This is a genomic window from Streptosporangium sp. NPDC048047, assembly GCF_040653115.1.
Lineage (GTDB): Bacteria > Actinomycetota > Actinomycetes > Streptosporangiales > Streptosporangiaceae > Streptosporangium.
In genome coordinates this window covers 1-24,014 of record NZ_JBEZNH010000086.1, presented here as the reverse complement: position 1 = coordinate 24,014, position 24,014 = coordinate 1, and the positions used below count along the sequence as shown (strand labels likewise).

Annotated in this window: 20 protein-coding genes; 9 read left to right on the top strand and 11 right to left on the bottom strand. The window is 72.8% G+C overall.

What is annotated here, in order from left to right; translation table 11 throughout:
- Window positions 1-181 precede the first annotated feature (181 nt).
- Window positions 182-1,033 carry a class I SAM-dependent methyltransferase gene (locus AB0D67_RS37185; RefSeq protein WP_362946551.1) on the top strand — a complete coding sequence of 284 codons (852 nt, stop codon included), beginning with the start codon at window positions 182-184 and terminating at the stop codon, window positions 1,031-1,033.
- A gap of 32 nt (window positions 1,034-1,065) precedes the next feature.
- Here AB0D67_RS37185 and AB0D67_RS37180 read toward each other — a convergent pair whose 3' ends face one another.
- Window positions 1,066-1,908, bottom strand: a complete 843-nt coding sequence (locus AB0D67_RS37180; RefSeq protein WP_362946548.1) for an AraC family transcriptional regulator — start codon at window positions 1,906-1,908, stop codon at window positions 1,066-1,068.
- A 175-nt stretch (window positions 1,909-2,083) separates the two neighbouring features.
- Between AB0D67_RS37180 and AB0D67_RS37175 the strand changes: the two genes are divergently transcribed.
- Window positions 2,084-2,494: a DUF2000 domain-containing protein gene (locus AB0D67_RS37175; RefSeq protein WP_362946545.1), complete on the top strand. Its 411-nt coding sequence runs from the start codon at window positions 2,084-2,086 to the stop codon at window positions 2,492-2,494.
- Here the strand turns inward: AB0D67_RS37175 and AB0D67_RS37170 are convergent.
- Window positions 2,469-3,728, bottom strand: a complete 1,260-nt coding sequence (locus AB0D67_RS37170) for an MFS transporter (protein ID WP_362946542.1) — start codon at window positions 3,726-3,728, stop codon at window positions 2,469-2,471. The genes AB0D67_RS37175 and AB0D67_RS37170 overlap by 26 nt on opposite strands.
- 13 nt (window positions 3,729-3,741) lie before the next feature.
- Window positions 3,742-4,359: a disulfide bond formation protein DsbA gene (locus AB0D67_RS37165; RefSeq protein WP_362946539.1), complete on the bottom strand. Its 618-nt coding sequence runs from the start codon at window positions 4,357-4,359 to the stop codon at window positions 3,742-3,744.
- 234 nt (window positions 4,360-4,593) lie between these two features.
- Here AB0D67_RS37165 and AB0D67_RS37160 point away from each other — a divergent pair, with 234 nt between their 5' ends.
- A complete protein-coding gene (locus AB0D67_RS37160) occupies window positions 4,594-6,126 on the top strand; it encodes a PLP-dependent aminotransferase family protein (protein WP_362946537.1) in 1,533 nt (510 codons plus the stop codon).
- Window positions 6,127-6,229: 103 nt separating this feature from the next.
- Here AB0D67_RS37160 and AB0D67_RS37155 read toward each other — a convergent pair whose 3' ends face one another.
- From AB0D67_RS37155 to AB0D67_RS37145, 3 genes are all read right to left on the bottom strand, one after another.
- Window positions 6,230-7,501, bottom strand: coding sequence for an aminotransferase class I/II-fold pyridoxal phosphate-dependent enzyme (locus AB0D67_RS37155; protein WP_362946554.1), 1,272 nt, complete (start codon window positions 7,499-7,501; stop codon window positions 6,230-6,232).
- A 151-nt stretch (window positions 7,502-7,652) separates the two neighbouring features.
- Window positions 7,653-8,402: an HNH endonuclease family protein gene (locus AB0D67_RS37150; protein ID WP_362946534.1), complete on the bottom strand. Its 750-nt coding sequence runs from the start codon at window positions 8,400-8,402 to the stop codon at window positions 7,653-7,655.
- Between the two features lie 258 nt (window positions 8,403-8,660).
- Window positions 8,661-9,629, bottom strand: coding sequence for a magnesium transporter CorA family protein (locus AB0D67_RS37145; protein WP_362946532.1), 969 nt, complete (start codon window positions 9,627-9,629; stop codon window positions 8,661-8,663).
- Window positions 9,630-9,915: 286 nt separating this feature from the next.
- On the opposite strand from AB0D67_RS37145, the gene AB0D67_RS37140 reads away from it, so the two are divergent.
- Entirely contained in the window at window positions 9,916-10,494 is a 579-nt protein-coding gene (locus tag AB0D67_RS37140) for a hypothetical protein (RefSeq protein ID WP_362946530.1), read from the top strand.
- A gap of 118 nt (window positions 10,495-10,612) precedes the next feature.
- Here the strand turns inward: AB0D67_RS37140 and AB0D67_RS37135 are convergent, their stop codons facing one another.
- Window positions 10,613-11,962, bottom strand: coding sequence for a benzoate/H(+) symporter BenE family transporter (locus AB0D67_RS37135; protein ID WP_362946528.1), 1,350 nt, complete (start codon window positions 11,960-11,962; stop codon window positions 10,613-10,615).
- Between the two features lie 73 nt (window positions 11,963-12,035).
- Here AB0D67_RS37135 and AB0D67_RS37130 point away from each other — a divergent pair, with 73 nt between their 5' ends.
- Entirely contained in the window at window positions 12,036-12,653 is a 618-nt protein-coding gene (locus AB0D67_RS37130) for an XRE family transcriptional regulator (RefSeq protein ID WP_362946525.1), read from the top strand.
- Window positions 12,654-12,688: 35 nt separating this feature from the next.
- Here the strand turns inward: AB0D67_RS37130 and AB0D67_RS37125 are convergent, their stop codons facing one another.
- From AB0D67_RS37125 to AB0D67_RS37115, 3 genes are all read right to left on the bottom strand, one after another.
- Window positions 12,689-13,432 (bottom strand): MBL fold metallo-hydrolase, encoded by a 744-nt coding sequence (locus tag AB0D67_RS37125; protein WP_362946523.1) that lies wholly within the window; start codon window positions 13,430-13,432, stop codon window positions 12,689-12,691.
- A gap of 133 nt (window positions 13,433-13,565) precedes the next feature.
- Complete coding sequence (locus tag AB0D67_RS37120; protein WP_362946521.1) at window positions 13,566-14,021, bottom strand: GNAT family N-acetyltransferase; 456 nt, start codon at window positions 14,019-14,021, stop codon at window positions 13,566-13,568.
- 98 nt (window positions 14,022-14,119) lie between these two features.
- Complete coding sequence (locus AB0D67_RS37115) at window positions 14,120-14,392, bottom strand: DUF1778 domain-containing protein (RefSeq protein ID WP_362946519.1); 273 nt, start codon at window positions 14,390-14,392, stop codon at window positions 14,120-14,122.
- Between the two features lie 186 nt (window positions 14,393-14,578).
- Between AB0D67_RS37115 and AB0D67_RS37110 the strand changes: the two genes are divergently transcribed.
- Window positions 14,579-15,430 carry a putative RNA methyltransferase gene (locus AB0D67_RS37110; protein ID WP_362946516.1) on the top strand — a complete coding sequence of 284 codons (852 nt, stop codon included), beginning with the start codon at window positions 14,579-14,581 and terminating at the stop codon, window positions 15,428-15,430.
- 174 nt (window positions 15,431-15,604) lie between these two features.
- Entirely contained in the window at window positions 15,605-17,371 is a 1,767-nt protein-coding gene (locus AB0D67_RS37105) for a prolyl oligopeptidase family serine peptidase (RefSeq protein WP_362946513.1), read from the top strand.
- Between the two features lie 49 nt (window positions 17,372-17,420).
- Here AB0D67_RS37105 and AB0D67_RS37100 read toward each other — a convergent pair whose 3' ends face one another.
- Window positions 17,421-18,962, bottom strand: a complete 1,542-nt coding sequence (locus AB0D67_RS37100; protein WP_362946510.1) for a SpoIIE family protein phosphatase — start codon at window positions 18,960-18,962, stop codon at window positions 17,421-17,423.
- Between the two features lie 121 nt (window positions 18,963-19,083).
- Here AB0D67_RS37100 and AB0D67_RS37095 point away from each other — a divergent pair, with 121 nt between their 5' ends.
- Together AB0D67_RS37095 and AB0D67_RS37090 are read left to right on the top strand one after the other, a co-directional pair.
- Complete coding sequence (locus AB0D67_RS37095; RefSeq protein ID WP_362946508.1) at window positions 19,084-23,280, top strand: HAMP domain-containing protein; 4,197 nt, start codon at window positions 19,084-19,086, stop codon at window positions 23,278-23,280.
- A 3-nt stretch (window positions 23,281-23,283) separates the two neighbouring features.
- Window positions 23,284-23,916 carry a response regulator gene (locus AB0D67_RS37090; RefSeq protein WP_362946505.1) on the top strand — a complete coding sequence of 211 codons (633 nt, stop codon included), beginning with the start codon at window positions 23,284-23,286 and terminating at the stop codon, window positions 23,914-23,916.
- Window positions 23,917-24,014 lie beyond the last annotated feature (98 nt).

The window sequence follows — 24,014 nt, the reverse complement described above, 5'->3', positions numbered from 1 at the left end:
CCTCGTCACTCCGCCGCTCCGCGGCTGCGTTCCTCAGTCCAGACACCGGCGCCCCTCGCGGCGCCCCTCGACGCGCCGGGCGGCGCGCCCGCCACTCCCGCGAATCTCACGTTGAGCCCCATGACGATCACTCTCCGATACGATCGGATCCCTGTCATGATCATCGGAACACGGTCTCGACGTGGGGAGAGACGTGAAGAACCACAACCGGGCGAGCCTCGCCCACCAGATCCGGTACGCCCTCCGCCGCCCCGGGCGGATCCCCCGGCACCTGCGGCGCGCGACCAGGAACGCCTGGCTCCGGCTGCGCACCTCCGACCATGTCGGCTACTACCGCGCCATCATGAGGTCCGACGCCGTCCGCGGCGCCCACGCGGCCGTCGGCAGCAAGGCGCACCGGCGCTGGCTGGCCGCCGGCCAGATGCAGTTCGACTACCTCGTACGGCACGGCCTCGCACCCGGCCACCGCATGCTGGAGATCGGCTGCGGCAACCTGCGCGCCGGACGCCTGTTCATCGGCCACCTGGGCACCGGCGACTACTACGGCGTGGACATCTCCCCCGACATCCTGTTCGCCGCCCAGGACGTCGTCGCCGGCCATGGCCTGCGCGAGAAGCTCCCCCACCTCACCGCGATCAGGGACATGCGCTTCGACTTCCTGCCCGACGCGATGTTCGACGTGGTGCACGCGCACAGCGTGTTCTCCCACTCCCCGCCCGAGGTGATCGAGGAGTGCTTCGCGCACATCGGACGGATCATGAAGCCGGACGGCTGGTTCGACTTCACCTTCGACCGCACCGAGGGTGAGGAGCACCAGGTCCTCGGCGAGGACTTCTACTACCGCACCGAGACCCTGGTCGCCCTCGCCGGGAAGTACGGCCTGTGGGCGACGTTCATGGACGACTGGGAGAGGCTCTCCCACAGGCAGTCCAAGATCCGTATCACGTTCCGGGACCGTGTCACCGCCGATCTCCCCCGTCCGGGCGTCGCGGCGGTCCCTCCCCAGGCTCCCGCCGCCGGGGTCCAGCGCTGACGGCTCCGGATCCGGAGAACCCGGGCGGCTCCTCAGGCCACGGCCCGACGGTAGGCGCCCGGAGTCACCCCGTAACAGCGGACGAACCACCGGGTCAGATGCCCCTGGTCGGTGAACCCGGTCTCCGCCGCGGCGTCGGCGATCGGCACGCCACCGGCCAGCAGGTCGCGGGCCGCCCGCAGGCGGAGCTGCCGCCGGTAGTCGCTCGGCGCCATGCCGTACACCGCCCGGAAGGCGCGGTAGACGGCGAAGCGGCTGGAGCCGGCCGCCACGGCCAGCTCGTCGGCGGTCATGTCGGCCCGGTGGTCCGCCCGCAGCGCCTCGGCCGCCCGCGCGGCGAGGACGGCCGCGCCGCGGGAGGCCGGGGCCCCGCGGCTCCACCGGGGACCGGAGGCGGGGCCCGAAGCGGCGGCGCGGACGGCCATGGCGCGGACGGCGGCGTCGAGCAGCTCGTCGCGGAGCAGCGCGGGAGCCCCGCCGAGCAGCGCCGCGTGCAGCCGGCGCAGCGCCGTCGCGAGGACCGGGTCGTGGACGACCGGGTCGGGGAACAGCGGAAGACCCACCGGGCGGCCCTCGGCGTCGGACAGCGCGCCGGCGACGAGTTCGGGGGCGAGGTGGACGATCCGGTAGGTGAACCCCAGCTCGTCGCCGGCCCGGCCGTCGTGCGGCTCGTCGGGGTTGAACGCCAGCACCATCCCCGCCGTGCTCCGGTGTCGCCCGCCCCGGCAGGTGAACGCCTGCACCCCGGCGTCGGTGACCCCGAACGAGTAGGTCTCGTGGCTGTGACGGTGGTAGGTGTGCCGCTCGAAGTGGGCGTGCATCGCCTCCAGCCCCGGGCGGGGCGACCTCCAGTACCGGGACCAGTCACGCGGCATGCGTCCATTGTCCCGCGCCGCCCGCGCCGCCTGCCCTGCCGCCCCGTCTGCCCGGCCCGGACCGCTCGGCCCGGTTGGCCCGTTTGACCCGTCTGAACCGCCGGCCCGTCTGAACCGCCGGCCCGCCGCACGAGCGTCCAAGACCCGGCGGGGACCGCGCGGTCAGGCTGGGCCCATGCGTTTCGATACGAAGATCGGCATCGTGGTGCGCGAGGACCTCGCGGTCTGGCAGAAGCTCAACGTCACGGCCTTCCTGGCGAGCGGGGTGGCCGGCGGGGAGCCGAGGGTGACGGGCGAGCCGTACGCCGACGGGTCGGGCAACTCCTACCTCGCGATGTTCCGCCAGCCCGTCCTCGTCTACGCGGCCGACGCCCCGGGTCTGGCCGCCGCCCACTCCCGGGCGCTGGCCCGCGGCCTCGACGTGGCCCTCTACACCGAGGAGCTGTTCAAGACCGACAACGACGAGGACAACCGGGCGGCGGTGCGCGACGTGCCGGCCGAGGAGCTGCGCCTGGTCGGCATCGCGGTCCACGGACCGCGGAACGCCGTCGACAAGGCCCTCAAGGGACTTCGCCTGCATCAGTGAGCCGCACCGCGGCGGGTCCGGCCCGGCCGGCCGGGCGGGCCCTCTCGGCCCAGCGCACGGCCGGGCCCGTCGCCAGGCCCGCCAGCAGGAACAGCCCGCCCAGCGCGAACCAGCCCGGGGCGCCCCAGCCCACGACCATCGTGGTGAGCAGCAGGGGGCCGAGCATCCTGGCGACCGCCGTGCCCGCGCCGTAGAAGCCCTGGTACTGGCCCTGCCGGTCCGCGGGGGCCAGGCCGAACCCGATCTCCCAGGCCCCCGGCGCCTGCATCAGCTCGCCGGCCACCTGCAGGCAGGCGGCCACCACCAGGACCGCCCCGGCCGCCCAGGCGGAGGGGACGGCCGCCGACAGCGCGAACACCGCGCACGAGGCGAGCATCGTCGCGCCGGCCCGCCGTACCGAGCGGGCGGCGGAGGCGAGGCCGGTCACCCGGCGGGCCGTCCGCACCTGGAACAGCACCACGCCCGTCGTGTTCAGCACCAGCAGCGCCGAGACCGTCCAGCCCGGCGCCCGGGTGTGCTGGGCGATCCACAGCGGGACGACCAGGCTGAGCATCGGCATGTACAGCAGCATGACCGTGTTCAGCAGGGTCACCAGGGCGTACGGCCGGTCACGCAGTACGGCCAGCGCGGGCTCTCCGGGCGGGGCGGGCGGCGCGGGCGGCACCGCGGGGAGGCGGAGCAGCACCAGCGCCGCCGCCAGGAAGCTCACCGCGTCCATCGCGAACACCGCCAGGTACGCCTCGCGAGTCCCGGCGTACAGGGCCAGCCCGCCCAGCGCCGCGCCGACCGCCAGCCCGGCGTTCACCGTGGCCTGGAGGTACGCGCGGACCCTCGTCCGCTCCCCGGGTCCCACCAGCGCGGCGAGCAGAGCCTGCCGTGCGGCGGCGAGGCCGCACTGGCAGCACCCGTACAGGCAGGCCGCCACCACGAAGGCGCCGAACGAGCCGGCGAGGAGGAACCCGGCGACCGCCGCGCCGGTCGCCGCGGCCAGCAGTACGGCGACCCCCCGGGGCCCCCGGCGGTCGGCCAGGTGCCCGAGCGGGACCCCCGTGGCGAACCCGGCGGCCCAGCCGAGGGTCAGGCCGAACCCGACCTGCTCGGGGGAGAGCCCGGCGACGCGGGTGAAGTACAGCGCCGAGCACACGTAGTACGCGCCGTCGCCGAAGGAGTTGGCGAGCTGCGCCAGCGCCAGGACGCGCGGCGTCCCGGGAGGCGGGATGATCCGGCCGGCCATGTCCGCCTCCCGCTCAGCGGGTGACCGGCGGGCGCGTGCGGCTCCGCTTCAGCTCGAAGAACCCGTCGGTGGAGGTGACGAGCATGACGCCGTCCCAGAGGCGCCCCGCGTCCTCACCGCGCGGGATCGGGCTCACCACCGGCCCGAAGAAGGCGTTGACCGTGCCGTCCGGGCCGTGCACGTGGATCGCGGGGGTGCCGAGGTCCTCGCCGACCGGCCCGAGGGCGGCGCGGTTGGCGGCCTCCAGCTCCCCGTCCAGGTCGTCCGTGCCGGCGGCGTCGGCGAGCTCGGCGGGCAGGCCGGCCTCGGCCAGCGCGGCGAGGTAGAGGTCGCGGCCGGGCGGCGTCCTGTCGTGGTGGAGGCGGGTGCCGAGCGCGGTGTAGAGGTCACGGGTGGCGGCGGCGCCGTACTTCCGCTCGGCCGCGAGCGCCACCCGCGCCGGGCCCCACGCCTGGGCGAGCCACCCGACGTACCACTCCTCCAGCCCCTCGCGGCCCTCGTTCAGCACCGCCAGGCTCATCACGCGGAAGCGGACCTCCACCTCGCGGACCCGCTCGACCTCCAGCAGCCACCGGGAGGCGATCCAGGCCCAGGGGCACTTCGGGTCGAACCACATGTCGACCGTCGTCATCTCGTCTTCCTCCTCATCGGGCACGCGCGCAGGGCACGCGCATCGGGCACGCGGGAAGCCCGGCAGACGCCGGACCGGCGGCAGGGGACATCGGGGGCGTCAGGGGGACACGTGCGGCCCGGTCGCGGTGCCGATCACGTTCGGCACCCACGTTACGGAGCCGATTGGCTCATCGTAAGATCCAATATCTGGCGAATCGGCCACGCCAATCCGAGGAGATCGAGGAGGGGGCGGATGGACGTCCACGTGACTCTGACCGGCCGCGGCGACCTGTCCGCGCGCATCTACCGGCAGCTCCGCGAGGCCGTCCTGGACGGCCGGCTCCGGCCGGGCGAGCGGCTGCCGCCCACGCGCGAGCTGGCCCGGCGGCTGAAGGTCTCCCGCAACACGGTGTCGATCGCCTACGACCGGCTGACCGCGGAGGGCTTCCTCGTCGGCCGGGTCGGCGCGGGCACCTTCGTGTGCGACGAACCGCCCGGCCGGACGCTCCCGAGGAGCGCGCCGGCGGGCGGCGACGTACGCCCCCGGGCCTTCTGGCGCTCCGCCGCGCCGGACCCGCGGACCGGGACGGCGGCCCTTCCGGAACCGGGGAACGGGGCGGTGCTCCTTCGGGACCCGCAGACCGGAGCGGCGACCCTTCGAGAGCCGGATGCCGGGGCGGCCGTCCCACCGCCCTACGACTTCCGGGTGGGGGTCCCCGACCCGGAGCTGTTCCCGCTGGAGACCTGGCGCCGCCTCCTGGCCCGTGAGCTCCGCGCCGCCCTCGTCCGGCCCGCCGGGTACGCCGACCCGGCCGGGCACCCCGGGCTGCGCGAGGCGATCGCCCGGTACGCGGGGGTGTCCCGTTCGGTGCGGGCCGGCGCCGCCGACGTGCTGGTCACCGCCGGCGCGCAGCAGGCGCTGGACCTCGTCGGACGGGTGCTGATCGAACCCGGCGACCTGGTCGCGGTCGAGGAGCCGGGCTACCCCCCGGCGCGGACGCTGCTGCGGTCACTGGGCGCCCGCGTCACCGGGGTGCCGGTCGACGCCGAGGGGCTGGTCGTCTCCGCCCTCCCCGACGCCGCCCGCCTGGTCTACGTGACGCCCTCCCACCAGTTCCCGCTCGGCACGCCGATGTCCCTGACCCGCCGCGCCGCGCTTCTGAAGTGGGCCGTACGGCGGGGCGCGGTGGTCGTCGAGGACGACTACGACAGCGAGTTCCGGTTCGAGGACCGCCCGCTGGAGCCGTTGCAGAGCCTCGACCGGGACGGCCACGTCGTCTACGTCGGGTCCTTCTCCAAGACGCTGCTGCCCGCGCTGCGCCTCGGCTTCCTGGTGGCCCCGGCCTCGCTGCTGCCCGCGCTGCGCGCCGCCCGGATGCTCACCGACCGGCACGGCGAGCCGTCCGCGCAGGCGGCGCTGGCGAGGTTCCTCGACGAGGGACTGATGGGACGGCACATCCGCCGGGCGACGCGCGAGTACGCGGCCCGCCGGGAGCGGGTCGCCGCCGCGCTCCGGCGGGACTTCGCCGGGCTGCTCGACCCGGTGCCCTCCGCGGCGGGCCTGCACCTGTGCGCCCGGGTCTCCTCCGGCGTCCGGCTGGACCCGGGCGAAGTGGTCTCGCGCGCCCGGACGGCCGGGGTCGCGGTGGAGGCGCTGGCCGCCTACTGCGCCGAGACACCCGCCCAGGCGGGGCTGGTGATCGGCTACGGGGCGATCACGCCGGAACGGATCGCGCCCGGGATGCGGCGGCTCGCGGAGATCGTCCGGGCCTCCGCCCGGGGCTGACGGCGGGCGGGTCCCCGGGTCGCGCGGCGGGTCACCGCGCCACCCGGGAGACCTCCCGGAGTCAGACCCCCACCCGGCGCCGGGGGCCCCCGGGTCCGGATCCCTATCCGGCCTGCTCCAGCAGCTTCTCGGTGGCGACCAGCCGCACGCAGACGGTCAGCCCGGTGATCGCGAGCTCCAGCTCCGCCGGGTCAGGGTAGGTCGGCGCGATCCGGATCGTGCTGTCGCGGGGGTCGTCCCCGTACGGGTGGGTGGCGCCCGCGGGGGTCAGCGCGATGCCCGCCTCGCCCGCCCGGCGCACGACCTCGCGCGCGCAGCCCGGAAGGACGTCGAGCGTGACGAAGTAACCGCCCGCCGGGGTGGTCCAGGAGGCCAGGCCGGTGCCGCCGAGCTCCTTGGCGAGGACCGTCTCCACCAGGTCGAACTTCGGCCGGAGCAGGTCGGCGTGGCGGCGCATGTGCGCGAGGACGCCGTCGGTGTCGCCGAAGAACTCCACGTGGCGGAGGTGGTTCAGCTTGTCGGGGCCGATGGTGCGCTTGGCGGTGTTCTTCAGCATCCAGGCGACGTTCGCCTCGGACGAGCCGAAGAAGGAGACGCCGCCGCCGCTGAAGGTGACCTTCGAGGTGGAGCCGAAGACGAAGGCGCGGTCGGGGTGGCCGTGCTCGGCGCAGAGCGCCAGGACGTCGGCGATCTCCACCGGCGTGTCCGTGAGGTGGTGGACGGCGTAGGCGTTGTCCCAGAAGATCCGGAAGTCGGGTGCCGCCGCGGACATCGCCGCCAGGCGCCGCACCGTCTCGTCCGAGTAGGAGACGCCACTGGGGTTGCTGTACTTCGGTATGCACCAGATGCCCTTGATCTGGGCGTCCTCGCTCACCAGGCGTTCCACGACGTCCATGTCGGGGCCGTCCGCGGTCATCGGAACGGAGATCATCTCGATGCCGAAGCGCTCGCACAGGGCGAAGTGGCGGTCGTACCCGGGGACCGGGCACAGGAAGGCGATCCGCGGCTCGTCGACCCAGCGGCGGTCGGCGCCGGGGACCCGGTCGAGCAGGGCGTGCACGATGGAGTCGTGCATCAGCGCGAGGCTGGAGTTGCCGGCCGCGACGAGCTGACCGGCCGGGACCTGCAGCGGTCCGCTGAAGATCTCCCGGAGCTCGGGGAGCCCCTGGAGGCCGCCGTAGTTGCGGCAGTCGGTCCCGTCGGCGGCGGTGTGGCCGCCGGGCAGGGTGAGCATCCGGTCGGCGAGGTCGAGCTGGCGTGCCGACGGCTTGCCCCTCGTGAGATCGAGGGAGAGCGCGCGCGCCTTGAGCGCCTCGTAGTCGCGCAGGGCGCTGTCGTGCCGGGCGGCGAGTTCGCCGGGGTCCGAAGCGGGAATCGTCACGGGGTTCCTCCGCCTGACGGTCGCGGGTGGGGCTTCGCACGAAAGGATAGGAGATCGCCACGGCCGGATCGCGGCATTGACCGCCGATCCGGGAATCCCGCAGCGTCCCGGGCGGCCGTACGGCGTCCCCGGGCGTCCCCGGGGCTCAGCGGCACTGGGCCAGCATGACCTTCTTGTCGCTCCGTCTGACCGGGAGACCGTACTTCAGCGCGACCTGCGCGAAGCGGACGACGTAGGCGCAGCGGATCCGGCGCGACGGCGGCAGCCAGGTGGCCGGCCCCGCACCGCCCTTGGCCTGGTTGGCGGCGCCGTGCACCGGCATGAGGTTGAGCGGGTCGTTGGCGATGCGGATCCGCTTGGACAGCGGCCACCGCGAGGCGCCCATCCGCCACTCGTAGGACAGCGGTATCACGTGGTCGACCTGGACCGCGCCGGCCCGCTCCCTGCGCCACCGGATCGTCCTGCCGGTGTACGGGTCGCGCAGCCGCATCGCCACGACGACGCAGCGCGACCCCTTCCGGCGCGTGACGCCGTCGCCGTCGCGGGCGAGGACGTCGTCGCGGGTCCGGCAGCCGTTGCGCGCGTACGGCACGCCCCTGGCCCGGTCGCTCCAGTTATCGCCGAACCTCGTCCGGCTGTACCCCTTCACCGGCCCCACCCGGCCGACCCGCACCCTGGCGATCAGCCTGCGCGCCACCGCCCGGTCCCGCGTGGACAGGACCGGCGCCAGCCCCGGCCGCACGCCCCGGGGGTTGTCGAGCGGGACGGCCCTCGTCCGGGTGCCGCTCCGCGTCGACGCCGCGGTGTCGCTGTCCGCCCGGGTGCCGGACTGCCCTGTCAGCGAGAACATCACGGCCGCGCCGAGAACGGCGGCGACCACCCCCCGTGCGCCCAATCGTGCCTCCGGAACGAGTGACAGGCCCAGAAGCTCTGGGGCTACCCGCGCCCGTACGGATCACACGAACCGTTTCATCACTTCTGGCGCACCCGGAGGTGAGTCGTCCGGAACACCTGGTCAACCACGGATGTCCCGTGGGCCGGGAGTGTCCGGTGAGCGGGATGAGCCGCGGGGCGGCGCGGCCGGAACCCGTTCCCCGATCCCCGGCACGGCGCGGAACCCGCAGGACGGAACCCACGGAACCCGCGCGGAACGTCAGAGCCAGCCCTTCTTCTTGAAGACCACGTACAGGGCGGTCGAGGCCACGAGGATGGCCGCGGTGGAGGTCCAGAAGCCGCCCGGATGGCCGTAGCCGGGATACGGCACGTTCTGGCCGTAGTAACCGGTGATCATCGTGGGCACCGCGACGATGGCCGCCCAGCTCGTGATCTTCTTCATGATGTCGTTGAGCCGGAACCCCTGCTGGTTCATGTGGGCCTCGCGCACGTTGCCCACCAGCTCGCGCAGCGAGTCCGTCCACTCGGCGACGCGCAGCGAGTGGTCGTGGACGTCCTGGTAGTAGGGGGTCAGCACGGGGTCGAGGGTCTCCACGTTCCGGCGCAGCAGGCTGCCCACGACCTCCCGCGTCGGGACCGCCATCCGCCGGAACCGCACCAGCTCCTTGCGCATCTCGTAGGTCTGGCGCTGGATGTGCGCGCGGTCGCCGGGCTGCTCGTCGAAGAGCTCGTCCTCCAGGTCCTCGACCCGGTCGTCCAGCTCCTGGAGGACCTGGAAGTAGCCGTCCACGACGTGGTCGAGCAGGCCGTGCAGCAGGTACTGCACGCCGTACTTGGCCATCGCGCCGTTGGCGTCCCAGCGCCTGACGACGTCGGCGATGTCGAACTCCGCGCTCTCCCTGACGGTGACCAGGGCGTTCTTCGTGACGAAGACCGACAGTTCGATGAGGCCGAGCCTCCCGCCCGCGGACTTCGCCCCGTAGACCGTGAGGAACAGGTGGCTGTCGTAGATGTCCAGCTTGGGACGCTGGTGGCTGTGCAGGGCGTCCTCGACGGCCAGCTCGTGCAGGCCGAGTTCCTCGCTGATCTTCGCCAGGTCGGCGGGGGTGGGGGAGCACAGGTCGAACCACACCACGGCGGACGGATCACAGACGTGGTCGGAGACATCGTCCACGGGGAAGCCCTCCGCTTCCAGGACGCCGTCGCGGTACAGGCGGGTACGGTTCATGGCCGTCAACGGTAGCCCGCGCCCCGGCGAGGCGGCATCGCCCCCCGGGCACGGCTCCGGCACCCCGGCGACCGGTTCGTCCGCTCCGGCTCCGCGCGTCCCTGCGCCACCGCCCCGGCGTCGTTCCCTTCCTGACGACTTCCGTCCGCGCTCCCGCCCAGGTGAGCCCGTGAAACCCCGGCCGCGCCGCCGTTCCCGCGGCTTCCGGTGTCCGGGCCGCGCGCATAATCCCATCTCTCCGGGGCAGAGGCGGGGGCACCACAGACGCAGCCCGAAGTGAGGTCAAATGATAGTTCTGGGACTCCTCATGATCGTACTCGCGGGCGCTGCCGTGATCGCGGTCTCCTGGGACGAGACCGCCACGGCGACCACCCCCGCGTCGTTCACGGTCTTCGACCAGACGATCCAGCTCTCCCAGCTGGAGTTCTTCTTCGCCGGCGCCATCACCGGCGCCGTGTTCCTGCTCGGCCTTTCGATGATCTTCAGCGGGATGCGTCGCGCCTCCGAGAAGCGCCGCCGTTTCCGCGAGACCAAGCTGCAGACGCGTGAGCGCGTCGCCCGCCTGGAGGCCGAGAAGCGGGAGCTGGAGCGCAAGCTGGAAGAGACCCCCGACACCGCGACCACCGCTCACGTGCCCGCGCGCCGGACCCCGGTGTCCGACGGTGACGGCGTCGCCGACCGCGTCCCGGTGTCCGCCCGGGACCACGGTGTCGCCGACCACGCCCCGGTGCTCGACCGGGACCGCGACGGCATCGACGACCGGGACGAGACGACCGCTCCGCACCCCCGGGTCGATGTGCCCGAGCAGTCCAGCGCCGACCGCCTGGTGGCCGGTCGCCACGGACGCCACGAGACCACCCGGTGACCACGCTCCGGCCTGGTTCACCACGACTTCCTCGCCGGTACGGCCCGCGGGCCGTACCGGCGAGGAGGCGTCCCGGCAGGGGCGCAGGCGGCCCGCTCGCCCGGCGATAGCTCGGCTGTCACCGCTGGGCGAGCCGGGCCTCCTCCCGGGACGCGCCGGCCTCCTTTCCGGGGAGCCCAGATCCCCCGGGAGCGCCGGCGCCCTCGGCGCCCTCCCCGGAAGCGCCGATGCCCTCGGCGCTCCCTCCGGCACCACCCGCGCCCTCACCGCCCTCACCGGGGTCTCCGTCCTCCTGGACGTTCTCCCCCGGCACGGCCCGGTCCTTCCTCCGGCGGTGCAGGAGCGTCATCGCCCCGCCCGCGACCAGCCCCCAGAAGGCCGCCCCCACCCCGAACAGCGTGAACCCCGAGGCGGTGACCACGAACGTCGCCACCGCCGCCTCCCGGCGCGCCGGGTCCGCCACGGCCGCGGTGACCGCCGAGGCCAGCGCGCCGAGCAGCGCCAGGCCCGCGACGGCCTCGATCAGCACCGGAGGCGAGAGCAGCACCAGCGCCGTGGCCAGACCGGAGCCGAGACCGAGGACGATCATCGATCCCCCGGCGGTGACCGAGGCGATCCACCGGCGTCCGGGATCGGGGCCGGCGTCGGGACCGGCGGCGAGCGCGGCGGTGATGGCCGCCAGGTTCACCGCGTGGCCGCCCAGGGGCGCCCCGGCCGCGGTCGCCAGGCCGGTGCCGACGAGGATGCCGCCCAGCCGCGGGCGGTAGCCGTACCCGGCGAGCACGGCCATGCCCGGCACGTTCTGCGAGGCCATGGTGACCAGGAACAGCGGGAGCGCGATGCTCACCATGGCCTGCGCGCCGAAGGACGGCACGGTCGGCACGACCATCGGGCGCACGTCCACCGCGCCGAGGCCGGGGCCGGTGAGCGCGATCGCCGCGACCGCGACCAGCAGCGCCCCCGGGACCGCCCACGTGCGGGCGAACCTGCTCAGCAACGCCCAGGTCAGCACGACCGGTACGGCCATCGCCGGGATCTCCGCGAGCGCGCGGACCGGTGCGACGCACAGGCCGAGCAGCACCCCGGCGAGCATGGCACTGGCGATGGGGGCGGGGATGGCCGCGATCCAGCGCCCCAGCACGGGGAAGAGCCCGGCGGCCACGACCAGCAGCCCGCACACCGCGAACGCGCCGACCGCGGCGGGGAAGCCGCCCTGCACCGCACCGGTCGCGACCAGCAGCGCCGCGCCCGGGGTGGACCAGGCGATGGTGATCGGCATCCGATGCCGCAGGCCCAGCCAGATCGCCACCACGCCGTTGGCCAGGCAGAGCGCGAGCAGCCCCGACGCCGCCTGCCGCTCGTCGGCGCCCACCGCCCGCAGACCGGCCAGGACGACGGTGAAGGAGCTGGCGAAGCCGACGACCCCGGTGACGAGCCCGGCCAGCACCGGTTGCAGAAGACGTGTCATCCTGTGGTCCTCTCCGGGGGTCGCGTACGCTCGTTCCGTAAACGGAACGGCGGCGTGTTGCACGATAGCCCTCATGAAGCCCGGCACACCAGTCCCCCGCCCGGCGCTCGACACGGGCGCCCAGGCCGTCGGATCACGGATCCGCAGGCTGCGCGAGGAGCGCGGCGTCTCCCTGTCCGAGCTGGCCCGGCGCGCCGGTGTGGGCAAGGCGACGCTCTCCGGACTGGAGAACGGCACCCGCAATCCGACCCTGGAGACGCTCTGGGCCGTCACCGCCGAGCTGGGCGTGCCGCTGGCGCTGGCCCTGGGCGCGGACGAGGCCGGGCGCGGCCCCGGGGAGACGGGGGCCGCAGGGGCGGCGGGGGCGGTCGTCCACGGCGCCGCCGTACAGGCCGCGTTGCTGGAGGTCTTCCAGGACGAGGCGGTCACCTACGAGCTCTACCGGCTGACGGTCCGGGCGGGGACCGTCCAGACCTCCCCCGCCCACCACGCGGGCGTCACCGAGCACGTCACCGTGTTCGGCGGGACCCTCCGCGCGGGCCCGGCCGACGCGCCCCTGACCGCCGGGCCCGGCGAGCACGTGAGCTGGACGTCCGACGTCCCGCACACCTACGCGGCGGCCGGCGACGAGGACGTCCGCGCGAGCCTGCTCATCCGCTACCCGCGCCGTCCGCCGGCCCCCGGGCGGTGACCCCCGTACGGCCTCCGCCGGACCGGGATCGGTCGTCAGCGGACGGGGGTGAAGGGCTCGGCGAAGTGGGCGGTGGCGATCAGCCCGTTCTCCGCCCTGACCCGCTCCAGCAGCTCGGTCCGCGTCGCCGCGGCCAGATCGGGGTCGGCGTCGTAGAGGTAGGGCACCTTCGGGTCGGCGAGCTGCACCGGGTGCAGCACCACGTCACCGGTCAGCGTCAGCTCCCCCACCCGGACGACCTGGTGGCCCGGGGTGTGCCCCGGCGCGTGGAGCAGCCGGACACCGGGCAGCACCTCGGCGTCCCCGTCCACCACCCGCACCCGCTCGCCCAGCGGCCGGACCACGTGGTCGAGGACCGCCTCGGCGGCGGTGTCGATCTCCGCCCGCTGCAGGAGGTGGTCGGCGTTGGAGAAGACGGGCACGCCGCCGATCACCGCTCCGCTCGCGTGGTCGCTGTGCAGGTGCGTGATCACCACCGCGTCCACCTCCTCGGGTGCCACCCCCACCCGCGCCAGTTCCGCGCCGAGCGCTCCGGGCGCCGGCGCCCAGCTCGCCGCGGGGGAGTCCTCGGGTCCGACCCCGGTGTCCACCAGCACGGTACGGCCGGCCGCGTCGCGCAGCAGGTAGCAGTGGAAGTGCAGGATCCACTCGGCGTCCTCCTGGACGCCCCCGGGGAACAGCTCCGGCAGCGGGCGCCGGACATTACCGCCCATGGGCCCCACGGCGTCGCACAGCGGGAACACCTCTACCCCCGCGACGGTCCTCGGCTCGTGCCGCATCCGGCCCTCCTGCTCACCCGTTCCACCGGATTCCCAGTGATACCGGACATCCACCCCGCCCACCAGCCCCGGTCCCTTCATCAGAAACACGGCCGACCGGAGATCGATCCCGAGATCATGGGTGCGGCGGCTCTCACCGCCTTCCGGAACCGCTCCCGTGGTCACCGTCCGGCCACCGGCCTCCGGAGCCCAGTGAACGCCGCAGGTCCTTGGCGAGAAGCACGAGATGGAGAGGATCGGTCGGACTGCTTTCGAACTCGGCGATTCGCGTGTAGAACCGGCGGGCCGCCTCGTTCTCACAGTGGATCAGCAGTGCTCTGACGCCTATCTGGTCGGCCACGCTCCCCACCCTGCGCAGCGCGTCGGTCACCAGAGCACGCCCCAGCCCGGCCCCCTGGGCGGCGCGATCGACCCCGAGACGCGTCAGGAGTATGACGGGCTGGTCATGCCGGCCCACGCCTTTGAGCAACCGTTCCGGAGCGGATGACGCCGTCGTGCTCCCTGCGGCCAGAGCGTAGTAGCCCACGACCCGTTCGGCGTCGAGGTCTTCCACGACGTAGACACGGGAGGTGCCGGCGGCGTGCGCCATTCGGCCGTACCACCGGAGCCAGTCACTCTGCGCCGGGGAGCCGCAGTCGAACTCCTCTACCCGATGGCTTCCCCCCAGGAGCCGAAGGGGAGCAAGCTTCACAGCGGTTCGTCGAGGATCGTGGGTGTGTCGAGAAGTTCACGGAGTCTCGGGAGGTCCCGTGCCGGCCGATCCGACAACGCATCGAAGGCCGCCCACTGCTCCTCGCTCAGCCTGAAGACGGTCCGATCGGCCAGAGCGTGCTCCGCCGCGATGGTCGCGGCGTCCAGGATGAACGCCGAGACGGACCTCCCCTCGGCAGCGCTCGCCGCCTCGAGCAGCTGCTTCCGCTCTGCGTCAACGCGGAGGCTGATGCGCTCGTCCTTCGCCATGACAGCAGTGTACGTACGTTGTGCACACATACGGCGGATACTGCTCCGTGCATCAACCATTCGCATTCGATTAATTACAGAGAGTTTAGATATGGCATGAGCCCAACCCTGACAACGCCTGGTTCACCACCTGTCGAACCACCGCTACGCTGCGCCGGTAAGGCCGTCCTCGTCGATTGGTTTCCGGTGAGCCTCACAGACGTCGTCGAACACCTCATCTGCCCGGTCTGCGGGGACGGGCTCGGCCTCGGCGACCGGGTGCTCCGCTGCCCGCGCGGGCACGCCTTCGACGTCGCCCGGCAGGGGTACGTCAGCCTGCTGACCGGCTCCCAGGCGCCCGGCACGGCCGACAGCGCCGCCATGGTGGCGGCCAGGGACTCCTTCCTCGGCGCCGGGCACTTCGCTCCGCTGGTGGAGGCCGTCGCCGCGGCCTGCCGTACCGGCACGGGGGCGGCGGCGGACGTGCGGGTGGTGGTGGACGCGGGCGCGGGGACGGGCCACTACCTCGCCGGGGCGCTCGACCGGCTGCCCGGGGCGGTAGGCATCGCGCTGGACGTCTCCAAGAACGCGATCAGGCGGGCGGCGCGGGCGCATCCCCGGCTGGGGGCGGTGGTGGCCGACGTGTGGCGGCCGCTGCCCGTCCGCGACGGCGCGGCGGACGTGATCCTCAACGTGTTCGCGCCCCGCAACGGGCCGGAGTTCGCCCGGGTGCTCGGGCCCGGCGGGACGCTGGTCGTGGTCACCCCCACGCCGCGGCACCTGCGGCCGCTGGTGGGACGGCTGGGCCTGCTGTCTGTGGACGAGGACAAGGAGCGGCGGGTGGCCGCGAGCCTGGGCGACCGGTTCACCGAGGCGGAGCGGAGCGTCCACGAGTTCGAGATGGCGCTCGGCCGCGCGGCGGTGGAGGCCGTCGTGGGCATGGGGCCGAGCGCCTGGCACACCGATCCGGAGAATATGCACCATGAAATTGCAAAACTTCCGGAAACGAACTATGTGACGGCTTCTTTTCGCATGTCTATCTTTCAGCGGAGCCCGTGAGCAAGGGCCCGGCTTGACAGCGGTCCTATGGGGCGCATGTTACTCAAGTGACATATAGTCCGAAATTGCCACACATTAGCCGCGCGAAACACGGGGCGAACCGACATACTGGACGGCAATCCGGCGATCCCCGCGCCTGGATCACAGCCATGCCGTGACGGAGGGAAGCGCCGTATGCAGGCCGAGGAACGCTGGCAGACCAGGTTCCGGGCGCCGCGCGCGACGCTGCCCGCGTGGGCGCCCCAGGCCCCCGCGCGGGCGGTCTACCGCAGCAACGCCTCGGGCACCTGGGAGGTCTACGCCTGGGACCGTTCGACGGGCTCCGTCCGCCAGGCGACCTCCCGCCCCAAGGGCACCTCGCACGGCGTGATCGACCCCTCCGGCCGGTGGATCTGGTGGTTCGCGGACACCGACGGCGACGAGTGGGGCCGGTGGATGCGCCAGCCCTTCGGCGGCGGCCCCGACGAGCCGGTCGACCTCCCGCCCGGCGCCCCGGCCGGCCTCGCCCTGTCAGCGACGGGCGAGGCGGCGGTCGGCATGGCCCGGCCCGGCGAGGGTTTCACGATCCACCTCGTCCGGCCCGGCCACCCCGCGCGGGTGATCTACGAGCACGCCGAGGCCGCCTCCGTCGCCGCCATGTCGCTGGACGGCTCACTGATCGCGATCAGCCACAGCGAGCACGGCGACTCCCGCCACCCGGCGCTGCGCGTGCTGCGCCCGAACGGCGAGACCGTCGGCGAACTGCACGACGGCCCCGGCCGGGGCGTCCTCGGCCTGCGCTTCGCCCCGCTCCACGGCGACCGCAGACTGCTCGCCCTGCACGAGCGCAGGGGACGCCGCGAGCCGCTGGTCTGGGACCCCGAGAGCGACGAGCAGCGCGAGATCTGGCTGCGCGACCCCGGTGAGATCACCGCCGAATGGTACGGCGACGCCCGCTCCCTGCTCATCGTCCGCGCCAACCGCGGCCGCACCTACCTGCACCGCTACGACCTGGCGGGCGGCTGCCTCTTCCCCGTCGAGACCAGGCTCGGCGTGATCGACGCCGCCGTCCCGCGGCCCGACGGCTCGGTGGAGTACTCCTGGTCCAGCGGAGCCCACCCGCCGGTGATCCGCTCCAGCAACGGCAACGTGGTGATCAGTCACGGCGGGCCGACCCCGCCCCCGTCCGTCCCGGTCCAGGATCTCGACGTCCTGGGTCCCGGCGGGCGCGTCCACGCTCTGGTGTCCCGCCCCGAGCGCGGCTCGGGGCCGCTTCCGGCGGTCTTCCTGCTGCACGGCGGGCCGGGCAAGCACGACGACGACTCGTTCCTGCCGCAGGTGGCCGCGTGGGTGGACCTCGGCCTCGCGGTCGTCCGGGTCAACTACCGGGGCTCCACCGGGTACGGCTCCGCCTGGCGGGACGCCCTGGTCGGCGACGTCGGCCACATCGAGCTGTCCGACGTCGCGACCGTCCGGGACGCGCTGGTGGCGCAGGGGGCCGTCGACCCCGGACGTCTGGTGCTGGCCGGCGCCTCCTGGGGCGGATATCTCACGCTGCTCGGCCTCGGCACCCAGCCCGGGATGTGGGCGGCGGGCGTCGCGGCGGTGCCGCTCACCGACCACACGGCCGCCTACGCGTCCGAGCCGGAGGCGCTGCGGGCCTACCACCGCGCGCTGTTCGGCGGCCCGCCCGGCGAACAGCCCGAGCGCTACGCCGCCAGCTCCCCGATCACCTACGCCGACCGGGTCGAGGCGCCGCTGCTGATCCTGGCCGGGGAGAACGACCCGCGCTGCCCCATCGGCCAGGTCGAGAGCTACGTCGCCCGGCTGGCCGGGCGCGGCCACGAACACGAGGTCTACCGGTACGACGCGGGCCACGGCTCGCTGGTCGTCGCCGAGCGGATCACGCAGATGGCGATCCAGCTCGACTTCATCCGGAAACACGTCAAGCTGGACGACTGACGCGCCGCTCCGCCGTACCGGCGGGCGCACCCGGCCGCGGGATCGGTGCTCAGCGGGCGCGCAGGACCACGATCGCCATGTCGTCGGCGCTCGGGTCGGGCGCGAAGTCCTGTACGGCGCGGCGGATCCGCTCGGCGACCGCCCGCGCCGACAACCCCACGCACTCGGCGAACAGCTTGGCCAGCCCGCCGTCGTCGTCGAGCAGCCTGCCGTCCCGGCGACGCTCGGTGACCCCGTCGGTCACCGCCAGCAGGACGTCACCCGGGTCGAGGTGGACCGTCTCGGCCTTGAACTCCGCCTCGGGGAAGACGCCCAGCAGCGTCTGGGAGGTCACCACCGTCTCCACCAGACCGCTCGGCCGCAGCCGCAGCGCCTCCGGGTGACCGGCCGAGACCAGCGACGCGTCGAATCCGGACGCGGCGGGCACGAGCTCCCCGTGCAGCAGGGTCAGGAAGCGCGCCCGGTCGCCCTCGTCCAGGATCGCCTGGTTGAGCCGGTCGAGGACGGCGGCTATGCCGTACCCCTCGCGGGCGAGCAGGCGCAGGGTGTGCCGGGCCAGGCCGGTGACCGCGGCGGCCTCGGGACCGGTGCCGCAGACGTCGCCGACCGCGAAACGCCAGGCGCCGTCACGGGCCGCGAACAGGTCGTAGAAGTCGCCGCCGACCTCGTTGGTCTCGCCGGCGGGCTCGTAGACCACCGCGGGGTCGAGGCCGGGGATCTCACCGGGCTCGCCCGGCGGGAGCAGGCTGCGCTGGAGCGCGCGGTTGGCCGCCGCCTGCGTGGCGTAGAGCCGGGCGTTGTCCAGCGCCAGGGCCGCACGGCGGCCGATGTCCTCGGCGTACTGGAAGGCGTCCTCGGCGAAGCGGTCGGGCCGGCCCAGGCACATCACGCCCAGGGCGCGCCCCCGGGCCAGGAGCGGGATCACCAGCATCTGGGAGTCGCCGACCTGGAGGACGCCGCCGGACTGCGGGATCTGCACCGTGTCCAGCTCGTCGCGCAGCGCGTCGATGCGCCGTTCGTCGGCGTGCCACACGTACGCCGGGCGCTGCGGGCCGCCGCCCTCGTCGGCCCAGGTGTAGACGGCGCACCAGCTGGCCAGCCGGGGCACCACGATCTGCGAGATGATCGCCGGCACCATGTCCGGGTCGAGGGTGCCGGCCAGCAGGTCGCTGGCGTTGGCCAGGAAGCCCATCCACAGCGGGCCCCTGCCCGACTCCGCGATCTCCCACTCACCGGTCGCCGGGCCGCCCGCCTCGGGCAGCCGCAGCCGCGCCCAGTGGATACGGGCCTGACCTGCGAAGGTGACTCCCCACTCCTCCACAGGTACGGTGGGAGGAGCGGGGGTCTTCTCCGGAACACCCCGCTGGCGGACCTCGATCTGGACGCTGTCTCCCAGGTGGCTCCAGACGACCTCGAACGGCTCGTCGACCACCTGCGAGGAGAGTTCTCCCGCCAGATGTTCGGCCGACGCCGTCACGGACACGGCCGCCCAGGCGGTCATCACCTCCGTGGTGAACCGTCTGGCGGCGAGGACGGCCGTGTCTGCTGGGGCGAAAGCCGCAGCCAGGACGGCTCGGGGAGCGTTAGTCATTGCCTCGTGCCTATCACACTTGACGGCGGCATGGGGTAATTCGAAGGCAGGACTCCGGGTTGCGCACCGTGACAGACTGGGATGACTCACGGACGCGCCCCCCGGGAGTCAAGGAGGTCTCATGACCACGGCCGACACCGTGTCCCACGCCGAGGAGCGGCGATACAGCGAATCGGACCTCAGGCCGATCCTGCAGACACTCATCACCTGGCGCGACGGCGACTTCCGCCGCCGCGTCCCGCACGCTCCCCCCGGGATCCTGAGTGAGATCCGCCTCCTGCTGAACGAGGTCGCCGACCGCCGTGAGCACCTGGCCAACGAGCTGCACCGCGTCCGCCGCGAGGTGGTGCGGGAGGGCCGGTTCGGCGAGCGCCTCACCCCCGGCCCCGGCGTCGGCTCCTGGGCGGAGAGCGTCGACTCGGTGAACCTGCTGATCGACGCCCTCGTGGGGCCGGTCACCGGCGCGGCCGACGTGATCGACGCGGTCGCCAAGGGCGACCTGTCCCGCCGGATCGACCTCAGCCGGGGCACCCGGGGCGAGGTGCGCCGCCTCGGCAAGGCCATCAACGGCATGGTCGACCAGCTCTCCCTGTTCACCTCCGAGGTGACGCGCGTCGCCCGCGAGGTCGGCACCGAGGGCCGCCTGGGCGGGCGGGCCAACGTGCGGGGCATGTCGGGGAGCTGGCGCGACCTCACCGAGGCCGTGAACACGATGTCCAGCCGCGTCTCCGCGCAGGTCCGCGACATCGCGCTGGTCACCACCGCGGTCGCCAAGGGCGACCTGAGCCGTACGGTCACCGTCGACGCGGTCGGCGAGATGTTCGAGCTGAAGAACACCGTCAACACCATGGTCGACCAGCTCTCGGCGTTCGCCGAGGAGGTCACCCGCGTCGCCCGCGAGGTCGGCACCGAGGGCCAGCTCGGCGGCCAGGCCCGGGTGCGCGGCGTCTCCGGCGTGTGGAAGGACCTCACCGACAACGTCAACGTCATGGCGAGCAACCTCACCACGCAGGTGCGCGCCATCGCCGACGTGTCCACCGCGGTGGCGCGGGGCGACCTGTCGAAGAAGATCACCGCGGACGCGCAGGGTGAGATCCTCCAGCTCAAGGACACCCTGAACACCATGGTCGACCAGCTGTCGATGTTCGCCGACGAGGTCACCCGCGTCGCCCGCGAGGTCGGCACCGAGGGCCAGCTCGGCGGCCAGGCCCGGGTGCGCGGCGTGTCGGGCGTGTGGAAGGACCTCACCGACAACGTCAACTCCATGGCCAACAACCTGACCTACCAGGTGCGCAACATCGCCGAGGTCACCACCGCCGTCGCCAACGGGGACCTGACACGCAAGATCGACGTGGACGCGCAGGGTGAGATCCTCGCCCTGAAGACCACCATCAACACCATGGTCGACCAGCTGTCCTCCTTCGCCTCCGAGGTCAGCCGCGTCGCCCGCGAGGTGGGGTCGGAGGGGCAGCTCGGCGGCCAGGCGCAGGTGCACGGCGTGTCGGGAGTCTGGAAGGACCTCACCGACAACGTCAACGTCATGGCCAACAACCTCACCACCCAGGTGCGGCAGATCGCGGCCGTCTCCACCGCGGTGGCCCAGGGCAACCTGTCGAAGAAGATCACCGCGGACGCCGCGGGTGAGATCCTTCAGCTCAAGGACACCCTGAACACCATGGTCGACCAGCTGTCGATGTTCGCCGACGAGGTCACCCGCGTCGCCCGCGAAGTGGGCACCGAGGGCCAGCTCGGCGGCCAGGCCCGCGTCCGCGGCGTCTCCGGCGTCTGGCAGGACCTCACCGACAACGTCAACTCCATGGCCAACAACCTGACCTACCAGGTGCGCAACATCGCCGAGGTCACCACCGCCGTCGCCAACGGCAACCTCACCCGGAAGATCGACGTGAACGCCCAGGGTGAGATCCTCGCCCTGAAGACCACCATCAACACCATGGTCGACCAGCTGTCCTCCTTCGGCTCCGAGGTCAGCCGCGTCGCCCGCGAGGTCGGCTCCGAGGGCAAGCTCGGCGGTCAGGCCCGCGTCGAGGGCGCCGAGGGCATCTGGAAGCGGCTCACCGCGAACGTCAACGAGCTGGCCGGCCGCCTGACCACCCAGGTCCGCGCGATCGCCGAGGTCACCACCGCCGTCGCCCGCGGCGACCTGACCCGCTCCATCACCGTCGACGCCGAGGGCGAGATCGGCGAGCTGAAGGACAACATCAACACGATGGTGTCGGTGCTGCGCGACACCACCACCGCCAACCAGGAACAGGACTGGCTCAAGTCCAACCTGGCCCGCATCTCCCGCCTCATGCAGGGCCACCGCGACCTGATGGAGGTCGCCAGGCTCATCATGGGCGAGCTGACCCCGCTGGTCTCCGCCCGCTACGGCGCCTTCTACCTCGCCGACGCCTCCGGCGACCTCCACCTGATCGCCGGGTACGGCACGCGCCCCGGCTCCAGCGCCCGGGAGCACTTCACGGTCGGCCAGGGCATCGTGGGGCAGGCCGCCCAGGAGGGCAGGCGGATCGTCCTGGACGACGTGCCCGCGAAGTACCTCACCGTGGACACCGGCCTCAGCTCCTCCTCCCCCGCCCAGATCGTCGTGCTGCCCATCCTGTTCGAGACACAGGTCCTCGGCGTGCTGGAGCTGGCCTCGTTCCGCCAGTTCGGCGAGGTCCACCACGACTTCATGACCCAGCTCGTCGAGACCATCGGCGTCACGATGAACACGATCATGGCGAACTCCCGCACCGAGGACCTGCTGACCGAGTCGCAGCGCCTCACCACCGAGCTGCAGGAGCGCTCCGACGAGCTCCAGAGGCAGCAGGAGGAGCTGCGCCGCTCCAACGCCGAACTGGAGGAGAAGGCCGCGCTGCTGGCCAAGCAGAACCGCGCCATCGAGATCCAGAACTTCCAGATCGAGCAGGCCCGCCGGACGCTGGAGGAGCGCGCCGAGCAGCTCGCGGTCTCCTCGCGCTACAAGTCCGAGTTCCTCGCCAACATGTCGCACGAGCTGCGCACCCCGCTGAACAGCCTGCTGGTGCTGGCCAAGCTGCTCACCGAGAACACCGAGGGCAACCTCACCGTCCAGCAGGTCGAGTTCGCCCGGACCATCCACGGCGCGGGCTCGGCTCTGCTCCAGCTCATCAACGACATCCTCGACCTGTCCAAGGTCGAGGCCGGGCGGATGGACATCCACCCCCAGCAGATCTCCCTGCCCAAGCTCGTCGACTACTTCGAGGCCACCTTCGCCCCCGTGGCGCATGACAAGGGCCTGTCGTTCGCGGTCGAGGCCGACCCGTCGGTCCCGCAGGAGATCCGTACCGATGAGCAGCGCCTCCAGCAGGTGCTGCGCAACCTGCTGTCCAACGCGATGAAGTTCACCCCCACCGGCGAGGTGCGGCTGCGCGTGAGCCACGCGCAGCCCGGCGTGACCTTCGTGGACGACACCCTGCGCGGCGCCGTCGGCATCCTCGCCTTCGAGGTCGTGGACACCGGCATCGGCATCGCCGCCGACAAGCAGGAGGTCATCTTCGAGGCGTTCCGCCAGGCCGACGGCACCACCAGCCGCAAGTACGGCGGGACGGGCCTGGGCCTGTCCATCTGCCGGGAGATCGCCCGCCTGCTCGGCGGTGAGATCCACGTGATCAGCGAGGTCGGGAAGGGAAGCACCTTCACCCTCTACCTCCCGCCGGTCTACAGCGGCCCGCTGTCGTCGCGCGACGGCGGAGCCGCCGTGCCGTCCGTCTCCGCCTCGCCCCACCACGAGACACCCGTCCTCGTGCCGGACGAGACGCCGGTGGAGCCGCCGATCCAGCTGCCCGAACTGGAGGCGATGCTGCCGGAGAGCCTGCCGGCCCCGAACCCCTGGCAGAGCGAGACGAAGCCCTGGAAGGGCGACGACCCGCTCACCGGCGCCAAAATCCTGATCGTGGACGACGACATCCGCAACGTCTTCGCGCTGACCAGCGTGCTCGAACGATACGGTTCCACGGTCATCTACGCCGAGAACGGGCGTGAGGGCATCGAACAGCTCGAACGCAACGAGGACGTGGCGCTCGTGCTGATGGACATCATGATGCCCGAGATGGACGGTTGGGCCACCACATCCGCGATACGCCAGATGCCGCAGTTCGCCGATCTGCCGATTATCGCGCTAACCGCTAAGGTCATGCACGGTGACCGGGAGAAGAGCATCGCGTCCGGCGCCTCCGACTACGTGCCGAAGCCCGTGGACGTCGACCGCCTGCTGGAACGCCTGCGCGGCTGGCTGAGCCGCGGCAAGGCGGCCGACGACTCCCACGAAGGGGCCTGATCGATGTCCGACCGAGCGAAGATCCTCCTGGTTGACGACCGGGAAGAGAACCTGATCGCGCTCGAGGCCATCCTCAGCTCACTCGACCTCGTCCCCGTGCGGGCGAGGTCGGGCGAGGAGGCGCTTAAGGCTCTGCTCAACACGGAGTTCGCGCTCATCCTCCTGGACGTCCGCATGCCCGGCATGGACGGGTTCGAGACCGCCGCCCACATCAAGCGGCGCGAACGCACCCGCAACATCCCGATCATCTTCCTGACCGTCGTCGACAGCGCCCCCGACTACGCCTTCCGCAGCTACTCCGCCGGCGCCGTCGACTACCTCACCAAGCCGTTCGACCCGTGGGTGCTGCGGGCGAAGGTCGCGGTGTTCGTCGAGCTCTACAACATGAACCGCCGCCTGACCGAGCAGGCGTCCATGCTCCGCGACCGGCTCGTCGGCGAACTGCCCCCGGGCGACGCCTCCGACCAGGGGGCCGTGCTCCCGGAGCTGTCGAGGCGCCTGGCCGCGGTGGAGGACGAGTTCATCCGGGTCGGCGAGCTGGCCCGCAAAACCGGCGACCCCAGCCTCACCGGTGCCCTGGCCGACCTATCCCACCGCCTCGACCACCTCCGCGCCGGCCTCGACGCCCTCTCCTGAACACGTCCCGGCTCTGGGGCTTTTCCCGCTCGGGGATGTTTCCCTAGTGCTGTGACCGGAAACGATCGCCGGGTTGGCGTGTAGGACGGTCCTGCCGG